Source organism: Hymenobacter negativus, from assembly GCF_017571495.1.
Taxonomy (GTDB): Bacteria; Bacteroidota; Bacteroidia; order Cytophagales; family Hymenobacteraceae; genus Hymenobacter; species Hymenobacter negativus.
Window position 1 is genome coordinate 31,143 of record NZ_JAGETZ010000017.1, and the last position, 13,144, is coordinate 44,286.

The 13,144-nt window shown below is 61.0% G+C and carries 13 protein-coding genes; 7 read left to right on the top strand and 6 right to left on the bottom strand.

Translation table 11 applies throughout. From position 1 onward, the window contains the following. Window positions 1–66 precede the first annotated feature (66 nt). A complete protein-coding gene (locus tag J4E00_RS25395; protein WP_208178152.1) occupies window positions 67–906 on the top strand; it encodes a murein L,D-transpeptidase catalytic domain family protein in 840 nt (279 codons plus the stop codon). A gap of 72 nt (window positions 907–978) precedes the next feature. Here the strand turns inward: J4E00_RS25395 and J4E00_RS25400 are convergent, their stop codons facing one another. The 4 genes from J4E00_RS25400 to J4E00_RS25415 all read right to left on the bottom strand — a co-directional run bounded on the left by J4E00_RS25400 (window position 979) and on the right by J4E00_RS25415 (window position 5,658). After that, window positions 979–2,040: an Ldh family oxidoreductase gene (locus J4E00_RS25400; RefSeq protein WP_208178153.1), complete on the bottom strand. Its 1,062-nt coding sequence runs from the start codon at window positions 2,038–2,040 to the stop codon at window positions 979–981. Between the two features lie 145 nt (window positions 2,041–2,185). Next, window positions 2,186–3,154 (bottom strand): transglutaminase domain-containing protein, encoded by a 969-nt coding sequence (locus tag J4E00_RS25405; RefSeq protein ID WP_208178154.1) that lies wholly within the window; start codon window positions 3,152–3,154, stop codon window positions 2,186–2,188. Between the two features lie 69 nt (window positions 3,155–3,223). Next, a complete protein-coding gene (locus J4E00_RS25410; RefSeq protein ID WP_208178155.1) occupies window positions 3,224–4,159 on the bottom strand; it encodes an alpha-E domain-containing protein in 936 nt (311 codons plus the stop codon). 44 nt (window positions 4,160–4,203) lie between these two features. Beyond that, window positions 4,204–5,658 carry a circularly permuted type 2 ATP-grasp protein gene (locus J4E00_RS25415; RefSeq protein ID WP_208178156.1) on the bottom strand — a complete coding sequence of 485 codons (1,455 nt, stop codon included), beginning with the start codon at window positions 5,656–5,658 and terminating at the stop codon, window positions 4,204–4,206. Window positions 5,659–5,976: 318 nt separating this feature from the next. On the opposite strand from J4E00_RS25415, the gene J4E00_RS25420 reads away from it, so the two are divergent. Beyond that, window positions 5,977–7,044 (top strand): putative zinc-binding metallopeptidase, encoded by a 1,068-nt coding sequence (locus J4E00_RS25420; protein ID WP_208178157.1) that lies wholly within the window; start codon window positions 5,977–5,979, stop codon window positions 7,042–7,044. Between the two features lie 22 nt (window positions 7,045–7,066). Here the strand turns inward: J4E00_RS25420 and J4E00_RS25425 are convergent, their stop codons facing one another. After that, window positions 7,067–8,020, bottom strand: a complete 954-nt coding sequence (locus J4E00_RS25425; RefSeq protein WP_208178158.1) for a phosphatase — start codon at window positions 8,018–8,020, stop codon at window positions 7,067–7,069. 104 nt (window positions 8,021–8,124) lie between these two features. On the opposite strand from J4E00_RS25425, the gene J4E00_RS25430 reads away from it, so the two are divergent. Both J4E00_RS25430 and J4E00_RS25435 read left to right on the top strand, forming a co-directional pair. Beyond that, window positions 8,125–8,427, top strand: a complete 303-nt coding sequence (locus J4E00_RS25430; RefSeq protein ID WP_208178159.1) for a hypothetical protein — start codon at window positions 8,125–8,127, stop codon at window positions 8,425–8,427. Window positions 8,428–8,443: 16 nt separating this feature from the next. Beyond that, complete coding sequence (locus tag J4E00_RS25435; protein WP_208178160.1) at window positions 8,444–8,791, top strand: hypothetical protein; 348 nt, start codon at window positions 8,444–8,446, stop codon at window positions 8,789–8,791. A gap of 13 nt (window positions 8,792–8,804) precedes the next feature. Here J4E00_RS25435 and J4E00_RS25440 read toward each other — a convergent pair whose 3' ends face one another. Further along, a complete protein-coding gene (locus J4E00_RS25440) occupies window positions 8,805–9,689 on the bottom strand; it encodes a class I SAM-dependent methyltransferase (protein WP_208178161.1) in 885 nt (294 codons plus the stop codon). Window positions 9,690–9,816: 127 nt separating this feature from the next. On the opposite strand from J4E00_RS25440, the gene J4E00_RS25445 reads away from it, so the two are divergent. From J4E00_RS25445 to dapF, 3 genes are all read left to right on the top strand, one after another. Continuing rightward, window positions 9,817–10,305, top strand: coding sequence for a DinB family protein (locus J4E00_RS25445; protein WP_208178162.1), 489 nt, complete (start codon window positions 9,817–9,819; stop codon window positions 10,303–10,305). Window positions 10,306–10,430: 125 nt separating this feature from the next. After that, window positions 10,431–12,260, top strand: a complete 1,830-nt coding sequence (locus J4E00_RS25450) for a peptidoglycan D,D-transpeptidase FtsI family protein (protein ID WP_208178163.1) — start codon at window positions 10,431–10,433, stop codon at window positions 12,258–12,260. 49 nt (window positions 12,261–12,309) lie between these two features. Continuing rightward, on the top strand, window positions 12,310–13,107 hold the full coding sequence (dapF, locus tag J4E00_RS25455) for a diaminopimelate epimerase (RefSeq protein WP_208178164.1): 798 nt from the start codon (window positions 12,310–12,312) through the stop codon (window positions 13,105–13,107). Window positions 13,108–13,144: the final 37 nt, after the last annotated feature.

Sequence of the window (13,144 nt, forward strand, 5' to 3'; positions counted from 1 at the left end):
AGACTTTAAACCAGTTGCCGTCCGGTAACTGGTTTTTTAGCCCACGCTAATAACTTCTTCGAAATCATGCACCAGACCAGCATAGTTCAGCGGAAACGGAAGTCCTTGCGTCGCCAGCGTCTGGCGCGTCGGGTGTTGCCTTTTCTGGCCTCCTTGTTCCTGGCCACGCCCATGGCTGGCCCGGTAACTAAGTCGATGGCCGGCAACTCGCACAATGAGGTGCGGATGCCCAAAGTTGATTTCTCGCCCCAGGCCCAGTTCGACCACACCCTACGCACCACCTACCAGGCCCTCGGCGCCGAGCAGGAAGGCTTGCGTTTCGAGACCTTCGCCAAGGCCATGACCGGTTATCTCAACCTGCGTCAGGCCGGCAAGCTGGCCGAAGACAAGCAGACCCTGACGGTAGTCGACTTCGACCTGCCCAGCACCGAAAAGCGCCTCTGGGTGCTTGATTTGGCTAAGAATGAAATCCTGTTTCACACCCTTGTAGCCCACGGTCACAACTCCGGCGAGAACGAAGCCACTAACTTTTCCAACACCGACCAGAGCAACATGAGCAGCCTCGGCTTCTACGCCACGGGCAGCGAGTACGAGGGCAAGCACGGCCACTCCCTGCGCCTTGAAGGTCTGGACGAAGGCTTCAACACCAACGCCGCTGCCCGCTCCGTGGTGATGCACGGCGCCGACTACGTGAGCGAAGACTTCATCAAGCAGAATGGCCGCCTGGGCCGTAGTCTCGGTTGCCCCGCTCTGCCACTTGACCAATATGCTCAGATTATCGACGCGGTAAACGGCGGCACCTGCTTGTTTCTGAACAAGTCAGATGCCGGGTACTCATCGCGGTATCTGAACCAGGAAGCGGCCATTGCCGCGCTGGTACCGACGGCTACAAACCACACCTCTTAAACAGGCGGTTTGATTTAAAGAAACGGCCTCAGCGATATGCTGAGGCCATTTCTTTTTGCTAGGGTATAGCTATTATAGTTTCACCCCAAACTTCGCGCCCACGCCTTCCAGGTCCTTTACTACGGCATCGAGCAGTGGAATGCCTTCCAGAATTCGGTGAGCAGCTATTTCCCGCTCCGGGTCGCCGGGAATGAGCACCTTTTTGCCCTCCACAGCCTGCGCGTTGCGGAAGGTCGAAATCCAGTTATCCATATGGGCTTTGAACTCGTCGGCTGGCCGGAAGGCATCCACGCGCATGGCGCCGAAGAAATGGCCCAAACCCTGGCCCACCGGGTTAGCCGAAGGCTGCAAAAACGCCACGAAAGGCGGCACCCACGGCCCGTAGTTGGCACCGGAGAGCACGGCTGAGAAGATGTCCACGATGCTGCCAAGGGCGTAGCCCTTGTGCGAGCCGGTGGCACCGCCGAGCGGCAGGAGGGCGCCGCCGTTTTTCACGGCGTTGGCATCGGTGCTGGGCTGGCCGTCGGCGGTTTGGGCCCAGCCTTCGGGCAGGGGCAGGCCTTTGCGCTGAGCTATTTCGAGCTTGCCGTTGGCGGCGGTAGTGGTAGCCATGTCGGCCACGAAATCCGGCTGCTCGCCAGCCGGCACGGCCACGGCGATAGGATTGGTGCCGAGCAGCCGGTCCAGCGAATACGTGGGCGCGACCAAGGGTGAGGCGTTGGTCATGGCGATGCCAATCATGTCGTGCGCCAGGGGGAGCATGGCGTGGTAGCCGGCGATGCCGAAGTGGTTGGAATTCTTCACCGAAACCCAGCCACTGCCCACTTGCTGGGCTTTTTCGATGGCAATTCGCATAGCCTTGGGGCCCACTACGAGGCCAAGGCCACCATCGCCATCTACCACGGCGGTGCTGGGTGTTTCATACGTCACACCCACGCGGGGCATAGCGTTGATGCGGCCGGCTTCCCACAGCCGCACGTAGCCCACGAGGCGGGCCACGCCGTGGGAATCCACCCCGCGTAAGTCGGCAGAAAGTAGGGTTTCGGTGGCAAGGGTAGCGTCGGCATCGGGGCAGCCAATGCTGCGGAAAACGGCTTCGGTGAAGGCGAAGAGCTGGGTGTAGGAAAAGGTCATGGCGGGCAAAATTACGGCCTGGCGTTGGGACCTCATCCCCGGCCCCTGTCCTGCGAAGAGGGGAGCCTGACGATTGAGGAAGACTATGCTGCCGTGGCTCCCCTCTCCACGGGAGCGGGGCCGGGGGTGAGGTGAACAGCAGAGGCTACTGCTGCTGTTGCTGCTGGGCCCAAGTGATGTACTTCCGATACGAATTGACTGGCGCTACCAGCTCCTGCGCCTCCCGCACGTACATGGGCGTTTCGGAATCGTGCGCAGCTTTAAGCGGCTTGCCGTTCTCGATGTGCACTGATACAGTGAGTGTATGCGCCCCGGTGCCTTTGTACGTGCCTTTGATGGGCGTACAATCGGCAAATTGGCGGCCGATGGCCATGCGGACGTGGCCGTCGTTCACGATGCAGTTGTTGGTGGGGTCGAGGCCGAGCCAGCCGTAGAAGGGAATGTAGGCTTCGACCCAGGCGTGGGTGGCGCCGGCCCCACGTACGCCCTCTTCCTTGGGGCACACGTAGCCGCTCACGTAGCGTGCGGGGATACCGATGAGTCGCAGTAGGAACAGCAGTAAATGCGCAAAATCCTGGCATACGCCCGCTTTCAGCCGCCAGATTTCCTCGGTGGGTGTCTCAATGTTGGTCACGCCTTGCTCGTAGTGCAGGTTGGCGTACACGTATTCGGAAAGAACCAGGGCATTTTTCAGGGGCTTGTCGTTCCCATTCACCACGCCTTGCAGCGCCGCCCGGATTTCCTCGTGCAACAGCGAGGTATGCGGGTCCAGGAAGTCCATAAAGGCCGCGTCGTAACGGATGTCGGCCAAGTGCTGCCACTGTTGCTCGGCCGGTTCCTCATCCATCGGAAACAGGATGGGCATGGTGACAATCTCCAACGTCGAATCAATCAGCAGCTCGGAGTGCGGCTTGATGACCGTGAACACGCCCACCTGATTGCCGAAATAATCGGTGAAAAACGCGATTTCAGGATTTGCCGAAATGGTCACGGTTTGGCTTTTGACTTCCAGCCGGTCGTCTTCCAGCGGGTAAATCATAAGCTGATTGGCGCAGTCGATAACCGGGGCGGCGTAGGCGTAGCGCGTAAGGTGCTTGATTTTATAGGAAGGCATGGGAAAAACCTGATTTTAGACCGTCATGCAGCGCGCAGCGAAGTATGACGGTCAACTTGTGATGTTCAGCTAGCTATTGCCGAAATAGTGCGTGTTGAGCGCGCCGGCTACTTCGAACAACTCGCTGCGCGTCTGTTGTAGAAACTGCGCCAGAGCCGGGCCGTTGCGGGCCTGGAAACTGCTGTAGGCCACGTTGTTTTTGGCTTTGCCGATGAGGAAGTGCAAGTGGTCGTAGCTCTCGGGCAGGCTTTGGTCGCGCAGGCGCTCGCAGTAGCGCTGGAGTTGGCCCAGGCTGTAGGCCAGGGAGTGCGGGAAATCCTCGTCGTAGACAAGCATTTCGAGCACGTTTTCGGGAGTGATGACGCCCTTATAGGTCTTGGTGTAGAGTTCGTAGCCGAACAGCGCATACAGCAGGTAGCGCAGGCCGGCGGCGGAGTGGTGCGGCTCGGTGTTTGGGGCGAAGGCTTCTTGTTTCAGGCGCATGATGTCGGCCGTTTGCAGGGCGCGTTCGAGGTATTTGCCCATGCTCAGGAACACGTAGCCCTCGTCGCGCGGCATGGTGTGCTGCACGGTGCCGGCAAAGAGCAGGCCCTGCTTAAACAGGAAATCGATGCCCGAAACAGGGTCTTCCACCTGTACCAGCCGGGCCACGTCCTCCTGCCGGATGGCGTGGTAGTAGTCGTTCAGGCTCAGCCACACTTCCTTGGTGATGTGGTCCTGCACGGCGCGGGCGTTTTCGCGGCCCTGCACAATGTTGTTGTACACCGAAACGGCGTTGTCACGGTCAAAAATCAAGTGGCCGAGCACTTGCGCGGTGTCCCCAACGGTGGCCGTGATTTCCTCCTCCGTGAGGTCGCCATAAGTGTAAAGCAAAGGCCGCCAGCCTTCAAAGGCCTGCTCGTCCTGCGAAGCAATGTAGTTGATGCGCAGCACCTGAAGCATGGCCTGGCTCCGTTCGAGGTAGCGGGCCAGCCAGTAAATTGTATCGGCAACGCGACTGAGCATGGGGTAGGATGAGGGCTTTTATAAATCAAGAAAGTTGTGCCGGCTTAGGAAGACGGCCCTAGCACCCAAGTGTCTTTGCTGCCGCCGCCCTGGGAGGAATTGACCACCAGCGAGCCTTCGCGCAGGGCCACGCGGGTGAGGCCGCCGGGTACGATGTCGATGCCTGACGGACCGTAGAGCGCGAAGGGGCGCAGGTCGATGCGGCGCGGCTGGAGCACGCCATCGATGTAGCAGGGGGCGGAGGAGAGGTTGATGATGGGCTGGGCGATGAAGCTGCGCGGGTCCTGGCTGATGGCGGTGCGGAAGTCGGCCATCTGCTCCTCGGTGGCGGCGTTGCCGATGAGCATGCCGTAGCCACCCGATTCGTTGGTCTTTTTAATCACCATGCGTTCCATATTAGCGAACACGTGCTCGCGCTTCTCGGGGTCGTCGAGGCGGTGGGTGGGCACGTTTTTCAGAATCGGCTCCTCGTTGAGGTAGTAGCGAATCATGTCGGGCACGTAGCAGTACACGGCTTTGTCGTCGGCTACACCGTTGCCCATTGCGTTTACGATGGCCACGTTGCCCTTGCGGTAGGCCCAGTACAGGCCGGACACGCCCAGCGCGCTATCGGGCCGGAACACCAGCGGGTCGATGTACTCGTCATCGACGCGGCGGTAAATTACGTCCACGCGGGCCAGGCCCTTGGTGGTTTTCATGTACACGAAGTGGTTGTGCACGATGAGGTCGCGGCTTTCTACCAGCCGGATACCCATGAGGCGGGCCAGGGCGCTGTGCTCGAAATACGCCGAGTTGTAGATGCCCGGCGAGAGCAGCACCACCGTGGCCTCGCTGGCCTGCCGCGCCCCTAGCGCCAGCAGGTTGCGAAACAGCAAATCGGGATAGTCCTTCACCGGCAGCACGTTGCTTTTAGGTAGCAAATCGGGGAAAATGCGGTAAGTAATGCTCCGGTTTTCGAGCATGTACGACACGCCGGAGGGCGTGCGCAGGTTGTCTTCCAGCACGTACAGCTCGCCGTCGTGGTCCCGAATCAGGTCGACGCCCGCAATGTGCGTATAGATGTCGTGCGGCACGTCCACGTTCACCATCTCGCGCAAAAACTGCGGGCACGAGTACACCAGCGCCGCCGGCATGATGCCGTCTTTCAGAATAAACTGCTGGTGGTAAATGTCCTTCAGGAAGATGTTCAGGGCCCGCAGCCGCTGTTTGATACCGGCCTCAATGCGGACCCACTCGGCGTGGTTGATGATGCGCGGGATGATGTCGAAAGGAAAAATCTTCTCGATGCCCTCGCCGCTGCTGTACACCGTAAACGTCACGCCCTGGCTCAGGAACAGCTTTTTGGCCAGCTCAGCCTTCCGGGTCATTTCGGACCCCTGCAGGTTTTCGATAGCCGCCACGAAGTGCCGGTATTCGGGACGGGTGCCCTCTGCCCGGAACATTTCGTCCCACACGTTGGCCAGTTCCGGATAGGAATTCAGTAAGGCATTTTCGGACATGAGAGCGGAGTTAGAAGCAGTAGAAGCCGACAGAATCAACAGGCCAAAGGCGATTTCCTGTGCCCTTAACAGTTATAGGGCTATGCGATGGTATTTGGGTGTAATAACCCACCAAAATGGTGAAAAACAATAGGGGTTTTGTGGTAACCATACTATTTATCGTGCTAGTGCCTATGAAAAACAAGGGGTTTGTTCAAATTTCGCGTTCGTCATGGTGGTGTGCTACAGAATACGCTCCCGGGAACCCAGCCATGTAGCCCTTCCCGCCCAGATGCGTACTAGGAAATTCCCTTCCAGTCCTCCGCCACGACCCAGAAAATGAAGCTCTTCAAATGCACACACTGTGGGCAGCTGCTCTACTTTGAAAACAGCCAGTGCGAGCGGTGCCATTTCCCGCTCGGCTTCGAAACCACGCAGCAGGAACTGCTGCCGCTGGTAGCCCAGCCCGACGGCGCGTTCCAACTCTACGCTGCGCCGGCCCCCACCACTTACCGCTACTGCCAAAACCACGCCGACGCCTATTGCAACTGGCTGGTGCCCACAGATAGTCCCATGCCATTCTGCACCGCCTGCACCCTCAACCGCACTATCCCTAACCTCGGCAACCCCGAGCACCACCTGCGCTGGCAGCGCCTCGAAACGGCCAAGCGCCGCCTCGTGTACACCCTGCTCCGCCTGAAGCTGCCCGTGGTGAGCAAAGCCACCGACCCGGAGCACGGACTGGCCTTCGATTTTATGTCCGACCCTGAGGCCGGCGACCGCATCCTGACTGGCCACGACAACGGCCTCATCACCATCAACATTGCCGAAGCCGACGACATCGAGCGCGAGATGGCCCGCAAGGCCATGGCCGAAACCTACCGCACGCTGCTCGGCCACTTCCGCCACGAGGTGGGCCACTATTATTGGGACCGATTAATCGACAACTCCCCGTACCTGGATGAGTACCGTCAACTCTTCGGCGACGAGCGCCAGGACTATGCCGAAGCCCTAAAAACGCACTACGCCAACGGCCCGCGCCCCGACTGGTCCCAGCATTACATCAGCGCCTATGCCAGCAGCCATCCCTGGGAAGACTGGGCTGAAACCTGGGCCCACTATCTGCACATCCTCGACACGCTGCAAACCGCCCACGCCTTCCAGCTCGACGTGAACCCTCTTGGTGCTGACGACGAGCAGCACCTCCGCGCCACCTTCTCCGAAGACCCCTTCGAGGTGCCCGATTTCGGTCGCATCATGGCCCACTGGCTGCCACTCACCTTTGCCATGAACAGCCTGAACCGCAGCATGGGCCAGCCCGATTCTTATCCGTTCATCATCCGGCCCGAGGTGGTGAGCAAAATGGCGTTTATCCACCGCGTATGCCGGGAGGAACTCAAGAATTGAAACTGTTGAAGAAGCCCATTACTCAACGCAGCATTTCCGCCAGCAATCCTTCCTTTAAGGCAAATGCCGAGGTGCGGATGCGCGTGATTTCGGTGATGCCCAGCACGTAGTCGATGAGTACGGCGGCTACTACCAGCATGTCGGCCCGCATGGGCAGGATGCCGGGTAGGGCCAGGCGCTGCTCGTGGTTGCCGCTGAGCAAGTGGCGGTAGCTGCTTTGAAAGGATTCGAGGGCCAGTTCGGTGCTGGGCGGGAGTTGGCTTTCGGTACGGAGCTGGCCGAGCTGCATGTCGGCTAAGCTGTCGAAGCTGCCTGATGCACCTACCAGCCCTACTGGCTTGTAGCGCTGCACGGCCTCGATGAGCGGCGTGAGCACGGAGCCCAGATATTCCTGCTCGGCTGCCACGGCGGCGGCGGGGAACACGCCGCTGGGGTCTGGAAAAAATTTATCCAGCAGGCGTTGGGCCCCGATTTCAAAGCTTTGCTTCCAGAAAATGGTGGCCTGGTTGGCGATGATGAACTCCACGGAGCCGCCGCCGATGTCCACAATGAGCTGCTGCTCGGTCCCAAGGTCCACAGCTTGGCGCACGCCTTCGCAGATGAGCTCGGCCTCCCGCTCGCCGGGAATCACGTTGACCTGAATGCCGGTTTGCTCGAAGATGTCGCGCACCAAATCCGGTCCGTTTTTGGTCACGCGCATGGCGCTGGTGGCCGTGGCCCGCACTTCTTTTACTTCGTGCAATTCAATTTCCTCCTTGAAGCCGGCCAGCGTGTGCAGCGCACGGGCATACGGCTCGGGGGCAATAATGCCCCGGCTGATGCCGCCTTCGCCGAGGCGCACTCCGGCTTTGGTCCGCAGCAGGATGTGGGGCTTGTCGCCGGGCTTGGTGGACATTTCCACGATGAGCAGGTGGAAGGTGTTGGTGCCCATGTCGATGAGGGCGACGCGGCGATGATGGCTAGTTGTTTGGTGCATTGAGGACTGGCGTAGCGAAAGACTGGAACGGCAGGACTTGGTATATCGAAGAAGCACTATCGTTCATTCGCTTCCTACGTAACTTTGAGCGCAAAATAAGTGCTATGGCTGGTGAAAAGTTGGTTTCTACGAAGAAGTGCCCGTCTTGCCAGCAGTGGTCGAACTGGCAGCAGCAAGCTGCCGACCGTTGCGAGCACTGCGGCGAGTTGCTCGATGCCCGCGCTCAAACCGAAGCCCAGCAGCAGGCGGCTACGGAGCACCTGCGCGGCGGCATCCAGCTGATGGAAATCAACCCCGAAGATGGTGGCGTTTTACGCTTTTTCAAGACCATTGTGCGCGGCGGCCAACTGTTATTTATTGCCATCATCGGATTTATTGTCTGGCTGGTGACGGTAATGGCTGCCTGATATGCGGATGCCGGCTGTGCTCCGCCACCCCCTGTTTCTGAGCAGCGCCTTGCTCGCCGGCTGCGCCCAGCTAAGCAAGCGCTGGCTGCACTGGCCGCTACCAGCATGGCTCACTTCGTACCTGAGCGACATATTGTTCCTGCCCCTCACCTTAAGCCTTGCCCTGGCCGCGCACCAATTGTTGTATGGCCGGCAAGCTACGCTGCCCGGCTCCTGGGTACTGGCGGCCTGGGCCGTAGTGGCGCTGTGGTTCGAAGGCCTGTTGCCCCGCTGGTCGGCCACGGCCGTAGCCGACCCATTCGATGTGCTGGCTTACGCGGCGGGGGCGCTTCTCTTCCAGCGGTGGCTGAACAAGCCGGCCTGATGCTCCGCCCGAACTACGTGGCGAAGCGGCAGAACGTGCCCAACGGTAGCTTGCGCTGCCCGGCATCGTGCAGGTAAATCTCGCCCAGCTCGCGCACGGCCTTCTGGCCGGGGAAAATAGCGGTGGTCAGGTTGTCCAAAATCAAGGCCGAGAAGCCGAGCGAGTACAGGTTCACCACGAAAAAATGGTCTTCGGGGTCGAGGAGCTGCTGGCTGAGCTTGAGCATCTCGTTGAGCTCGTCTTCAAGCTGCCACTTCTCGCCGTTCGGGCCGCGGCCGTAGGCGGGCGGGTCGAGGATGAGGCCCTGGTACTTGCTGCCGCGCTTCACCTCGCGTCGCACGTACTTCATGGCGTCTTCTACCAGCCAGCGCACGCCGTCGAGCTGGCTGGCGTCCATGTTGTCGCGAGCCCAGAAGTTGACCTGTTTCACCGAGTCGAGGTGCGTGACGTCGGCCCCGGCGGCGCGGGCGGCCAGCGTGGCGGCGCCGGTGTAAGCAAACAGGTTGAGCACGCGCGGCAGCTTGGCGCGGCGCTTTTTCGTTTGATTATAAATGAACTGCCAGTTGGGGTCCTGCTCCGGAAACAGGCCCACGTGCTTGAATGAGGACAGGCCGAGGCGGAATTTCAGGCGCAGGCCATCGGGGCGCTCGTAGGCGATGACCCACTGCTCGGGCATGCTGGGCTTGAGGCGCCACTGGCCTTTTTCGGTGGAGCCGGGGGCACGGGCGAAGGCGGCATCGGCGCGCTCCCACTCCTTGAGCGGCAGGTGCGGGTCCCAGATGGACTGCGGCTCGGGGCGGGCCAGCACGTAGGGGCCAAAGCGCTCTAGCTTCTGGAAGTTGCCGGAATCAATCAGCTCGTAGTCGGGCCAGGGGGAGGTGGTGAGGAAGTCGTACATAAGCAGGCCGCAAAGGTAGGGGCGTGCCCGGTAGGGCAAGGCGTTGGGAGCACAGGCGCTGGCGCGAAGCCTTTTGGGGTCAGTGGTCGTACTGTATCTGAATCCTTCTACTTTCCCCGTTTTTGCCATGTCTGAAATTCCTCGCCTGGTCGACCAGCTCCGCCGCGCTTTCAACGGTGAACCGTGGTGCAGCCCTTCGCTGCTGGCCAATCTGGAGGGCTTAACCGCCAGCCAGGCGGCCCAATATCCACTCAAAAATGCCCACAGCATTTGGGAAATCGTAATTCATGTGGCCAACTGGACGGCTATTGTGCGCCGCCGCATTGCCGACAACAGACCCCTGCAGCTTGGCGAGGCCGAAGACTGGCCCGCCCTGCCCACCGACCTCTCCGAAGCCAATTGGCAGGCCGCGCTAACCGACCTGCGCACGGCCCAGGAGCAGTTGCTGGCGTTCATTGAAACGCTGCCTGAGGAGGAGTTGGACCGCACCATCGGGGCCACGTTTGAGCCGCCGCAGGGCAACAGCTACACCGCTTACCAGATGCTGCACGGCGTGTTGCAGCACTATTTCTATCATGGCGGACAGGTTGTGCTGCTGCGTAAGCTGCTAGAGTAACAGGAGTAGCCCTTGAGAAGCAGGCATCCCAACTACTTCCCTGTAATTGGCCTGCTTCGAACCGTTGCCGGGCCAGTTCATCGAAGAAGCCGTATCACCTGCGAGCAGAACACTAGCTTTGCCGAATGCTGCCTGCCAACCGCAAAAAGTTAGCTGCCTTAGGTATTGTCCTGCTCCTGGCCGGGCTGGTACTGCTGCTGTGGTGGCGCCGCATGCCCGTGGATGTACCCGGTGTGGGCGTCATTCTCCCGCACGATACTTACACGCCGCACCGCAATGCCTTCACGCCGACACGTGGCCGCATTTTCGACCGTCGCGACTCGGTGCTGGCCTACACGGGCCCGCGCTACCTGCTCGTGCTGCCGCACTGGGGCCGGCTCGATTCCACCCGCCTCAACCGCCTGCTGGGCTGGCCCGACAGTGCCTTTGAATACCGCAGCCGTGACCTGCGCCGCCGCGAGTTGCCCTTGCAGCTGGAGCTAACGGCTGCTGAATACAACATCCTGCGCCGCCACCGGAGCGAGTGGCCCAAGCTCACGCTGCGCGAATACACGGCCCGCAACTATGCCACCCACGTGGCCGCGCCCGTGCTGGGCTACGCCTACGCCAATGCCCAGCCCTTTCTGTACCAGGCGCAGCGGCTGGCGCGGGGCCGATTCTATCGCCTGCGCAACGGCGGCCTCGAAACATACTACAACAGCCTGCTGAAAGGTAGCTTCGGAGCCTACCACCCGCTGCTCGACGTGCTGAATCAGCCCCACGGCACCTGGGCCACCGATACCATCTACCATGCGGGCCAGGACCTGCACCTCAGCCTCGACACCGAGTTGCAGGCCTACGCCGAGCGCATCATGCGCGAGCGCAAGGGCTACATCGTGGCCCTCGACCCCGCCACCGGCGAAATTCTCTGCTACGTTTCGGCCCCGACCTACGACCCCGCCACCATCACCGCCCTCAGTCGGGGGCGTGAGCGGAGCGCCCTGCTACTCAGCGAAGACATGCCGCTGCTCAACCGCGCTGCCTTGCAAGCCAACCCGCCCGGCTCCGTATTCAAGCTGGTGAATGCGGCCGTGGCCCTGCAATTGGGCAGCATCACGGCCAAAACGGGTTTCCGTTGCGACCAGTCGCTCATCAACTGCGTGCACGAGCACCCCAAAGCCCGCAACCTCACCCAAGCCCTCAAATACAGCTGCAATCCCTACTTCTACCAGGTACTGCGCAAGCTGGTAAACGACGTGCCCGATACGCTGGTGCAGCCCGTGGATACCTGCGCCCAGCGCCACCAAAACCTGGCTGCCTGGACGCGCCACGTCAAGTCCTTCGGCCTCGACACGCTGCTGGGCGTCGACTTGCCGCAGGAGCGCCCCGGTTTCATCCCCACACCCGCCTACTACGACCGCCGCCGCGGCCGTTGCGGCTGGACCTACGGCAGCATCTATTCCCTGAGCATCGGCCAGGGCGAAATCAACCTTACCGGCCTGCAAATGGCCAACGTGCAGGCCATCATTGCCAACCGCGGCTACTATTATATCCCGCATTTCGTGCGCAGCGTGGGCACAAGTGGCCCGTTGGCCCGCTTCCGCGAGCAGCACCACACGCTGGTCGATAGCATCCATTTCGCGGAGCTCATCCCCGGCATGGTGGCCGCCCTGCGCCCCGGCGGCACCGCCTCTCTGGCCAACCTCGACGATGTAGGCATTAGCGTGGCCGGCAAAACCGGCACCGTGCAAAACGACGAAGGCGACGACCATGCCACCTTCGCCGGCTTCGCCCCAGCCGAGAAGCCCAAAATTGTGGTAGCCGTCTACATCGAAAACGCTGGTTTTGGCGGTCTCTCTGCCGCTCCTTGCGCCGCCCTGATTATGGAAAAATACCTGCGCGGCAAAGTCGCCAAAAAGCGTAAGCGCTGGGAAAACTGGCTCCGCTGCGGCGATTTGGCCGAGCAAGGGCACTGAGGAACGAAATGCCGACGCGGCGGTTTTCGATGAACGTTACTTTTGCACCATGCAATTTCACAAATACCAGGGTACGGGCAACGACTTCGTCATGATTGACGACCGCGCCCGCGGCTTCGACGAAACCGACCAGCCGCTCATTGCCCGCCTTTGCGACCGCCGCTTTGGCATCGGCGCCGACGGCCTCATCCTGCTGCGCAATAAGCCCGATTTCGACTTCGAGATGGTGTATTTCAACGCCGACGGGCGGCCCAGCTCCATGTGCGGCAACGGCGGCCGTTGTACCGTGGCCTTCGCCAAATACCTCGGCCTCATCGGTGACCAAACCCGTTTTCTCGCCATCGACGGCCCCCACGATGCCCGCGTAGAGCCCGACGGCACCGTGCGCCTCAAAATGATTGACGTGAATGCGCCCATCGAAGCCGAAGTAGGGGAGGAGGACGTATTCCTGCACACCGGCTCGCCTCATCACATCCACTTCCTCGACCCTGCCGAGTCGCCCAGCCTGGCCGAGTTCGACGTGTACGGCACCGGCCACGACATCCGCTACGACCAGGCCTACGACCCCGCCGGCACCAACGTCAACTTCGTCGAAATCCCCGCCGACCCCGCCCACGCCTGGCCCGTCCGCACCTACGAGCGCGGCGTCGAAAACGAAACCCTGAGCTGCGGCACTGGCGTCACGGCCGTCGCCCTGGCCGCCTCGCAGCGCGGCGCGGTATCGCCCGTGCGCCTGCAAACCATGGGTGGCGAGCTGCAAGTAAGCTTCGACCAGCAGGCTGACGGCAGCTTCACCAATGTGTGGCTGAGTGGCCCGGCTACGCGCGTATTTGGCGGTGAGCTGTAACCTCATCTCCTGGCCAGAGGCCGGACCTGCTACTGTA